Annotated in this window: 2 protein-coding genes and 2 pseudogenes; 3 read left to right on the plus strand and 1 reads right to left on the minus strand. The window is 61.3% G+C overall.

All coding sequences use genetic code 11. The features are described 5' to 3' along the window. Nucleotides 1-229: pseudogene (locus tag A2J01_RS37010) on the plus strand (hypothetical protein); the annotation flags it as partial. A 289-nt stretch (nucleotides 230-518) separates the two neighbouring features. On the opposite strand, the gene A2J01_RS24315 reads toward A2J01_RS37010, so the two are convergent. Continuing rightward, nucleotides 519-1,520, minus strand: a complete 1,002-nt coding sequence (locus A2J01_RS24315) for an AraC family transcriptional regulator (protein WP_003942428.1) — start codon at nucleotides 1,518-1,520, stop codon at nucleotides 519-521. A gap of 127 nt (nucleotides 1,521-1,647) precedes the next feature. On the opposite strand from A2J01_RS24315, the gene A2J01_RS24320 reads away from it, so the two are divergent. Both A2J01_RS24320 and A2J01_RS24325 read left to right on the plus strand, forming a co-directional pair. Beyond that, on the plus strand, nucleotides 1,648-1,968 hold the full coding sequence (locus A2J01_RS24320) for a 2Fe-2S iron-sulfur cluster-binding protein (protein ID WP_003942421.1): 321 nt from the start codon (nucleotides 1,648-1,650) through the stop codon (nucleotides 1,966-1,968). Nucleotides 1,969-1,992: 24 nt separating this feature from the next. Next, a pseudogene (locus tag A2J01_RS24325) lies at nucleotides 1,993-2,608 on the plus strand (cytochrome P450); the annotation flags it as partial.

Raw genomic sequence — 2,608 nt, forward strand, 5'->3', positions numbered from 1 at the left:
TCCCATGACCGCCCCGGACCACGCCACGACCGACTCACTCACCGCAGTCGACGAGCAGGCCGATCCGCGGCTAGCACGCTCACGCAACCGGTTACTCGACGCGGCCGCGCCCAACTTCGGGGGTGTCTTGACGTGCCCAAGCAGGCGTTCTCGAACAAAGGTGGTCGGCTGGCGCTCCGGCCCGCGGCCACAACTGCCGCAGCACCTGCCTTCAATCCGGAAAATCTAGGTTCCCATGCGGAGCTGTCACTTCCGAGAAAGATGATCATGCCCGAGCACATGCCCATGCCCACACAGCAGGCATAACCCCTCGCTTTGGCTGCAAAGTGCCCACGTCGACGCGGATTCCACCACTGATCACGCCGTTGCGGTGACCCCGAGACTCAGGAAGATCCTGTCGGACCGAAATCTTGGTCGGCCCCTGGAGTACCACTGATCTCATGCACTGGGAACGGCCCCACACTGATTTACCGCATCCGCCAGCCCCCTCAACCCGCCGGAGACCGGGCGGCTCAGCGTCATGGATGCCGGAACTCGTTCGGAGAACGGCCGGTCCATCGCTTGAAGGCGTGTGAGAAGTTGGTGAGGTCACTGTATCCGAGCTCCGTGGCGACCTCAGTCACCGACATTGATCGGTCGAGTAGCCGCAGCATCGCACGCTCGCGCAGGAATGACTGGCGCAACTCGCGGAAAGTGGTCCCCTCTTCGGAGAGGCGCCGCTTGAGTGTGCTGACGGATATCGACAACTCGCGTGCGACCCAGTGGATACTCCCCTGTGCGGGCTCCTTCTCCAGCAGCCGTCTCGTCTTCTCCGAAAACGACGTGGTCCTGCCCCGCTGGTCGAGAGTTCGCTGCAGATCGCCGATGGCGAGTCGGTATGTGAGGGGATCGGAGAACCGGCAAACCTCGTTAAGCGTGTCCGCGGGAACATGAAGGAAGGACATCGGAGCGCCGAAAAACAGGCGCCCGGCTATTAAGTCCTCATGATTGGACAGGAGGGGCGGCACCGGCCAACTCAAGTGGAGTGTGACGGTAGGCATGTCGCCGGCGAGCATGTCAAGCAGTCGCAGTAGCGCCGACCCGCAGTAGGCGACGACCAGGCAGTCCAGGGCCGGATCGCTTGTGTGTGCGGTGAACCCGATGGTGAGGCCGTGGTCACTTGGATGGAACTGTGGACTGAGAGCTGTCGAGATCAACGGCAGATAGGTGAGCAACTCCACGATCTCGGCTACCGAGCCTGCGCTGACCAGCGGAGAACTCAACGGGCCGAAGGACGTCAACTGGGCCTGTTCAGCGAACGCAAAGCCGAGCAGTGTTGCCTGGTCGACGTCGAGTTCGGGGTAGACCTCCCGAAACCACCGTATGGGGGCCTGAACGTCGCGCTGAATCAGCGTCGCCTCGTCGGTTCCTTCGCGAGACATGATGTTGCGAAGCCGCGCGACGGCGTCTGGGTCGAATGCTTGGCGCTCGAGCAATTGCACGAACAGGAGCGGGGGCACACCCTCGTCATCGAGGATCATTGGTTCACCAGATCCCTTTGAGCCGAATTCACAAGTTTTTGACTCCGCAGAACATAGCCGTAGCGGTCATCCCCGACGACACTTTGATCAAGTTCCCAAGGCGAGGACAACGTATCAGGAGTTGGTTATGGCAGTTGTCACCTTTGTCTCACACGACGGCAAGAAGCACGAGGTCCCTTTCCAAGAAGGACAGTCGCTGATGCAGGTCGCGACCAACAATGCAGTGCCCGGCATCGACGGCGACTGCGGAGGCGAGGCCGCGTGCGGCACCTGCCATGTGATCGTCGATCCGCAGTGGTCCGAGGAGGTGGGCCTCTCCGGCTCCGACGAGGAGGAGATGCTCGCGATGAACCCTGAGCGTCAACCGACCTCTCGACTGTCCTGCCAGATTCCGGTCTCCGAGGCGTGGGACGGCCTGACCGTCCTAATGCCTGAGTTTCAGATGTGACGACGAGAGAGACGATAAGACGCAATGAAGTTTTCTGAGGCAATCGCCGCTAAGGTTCAGTCGACTATCCCGATGGAGCGGCAGATCCAGGGCGCACAACTGTACGACAAGACGCGGCGATGGGTGACCGGAGCGAACGGAGAGAGGCTTTTCATCGAGAGCCCCATCCCTCCTGTGGAGGACGTCGAACTCGCCGACATCGACCTCAGCAACCCTTTCCTCTATCGCCAGGGGCGCTGGCAGTCGTACTTCGAGCGCGTACGCAACGAGGCTCCGGTCCACTACCAGCCTAACAGTCCGTTCGGGCCGTTCTGGTCCGTCACAAGGCATGCCGACATCATGGCCGTCGACAAGAACCACGAGGTCTTCTCCGCCGAGCCGTTGATCGTCATCGGGGTTCCACCTCGTTTTCTTGATATCGAGATGTTCATAGCGATGGATCCGCCACGACACGACGCGCAGCGGGCCGCTGTCCAAGGCGTGGTCGCACCGAAGAACCTGCGTGAGATGGAGGGTCTGATTCGATCGCGCGTCCAGGAGGTGCTGGACAACCTGCCCGTGGATCAGCCGTTCGACTGGGTCCAGAACGTCTCGGTCGAGTTGACCGCTCGGATGCTTGCGACCCTCCTGGACTTTCCCT

Source organism: Rhodococcus sp. EPR-134 (assembly GCF_001647205.1).
Classification (GTDB): domain Bacteria; phylum Actinomycetota; class Actinomycetes; order Mycobacteriales; family Mycobacteriaceae; genus Rhodococcus_F; species Rhodococcus_F qingshengii.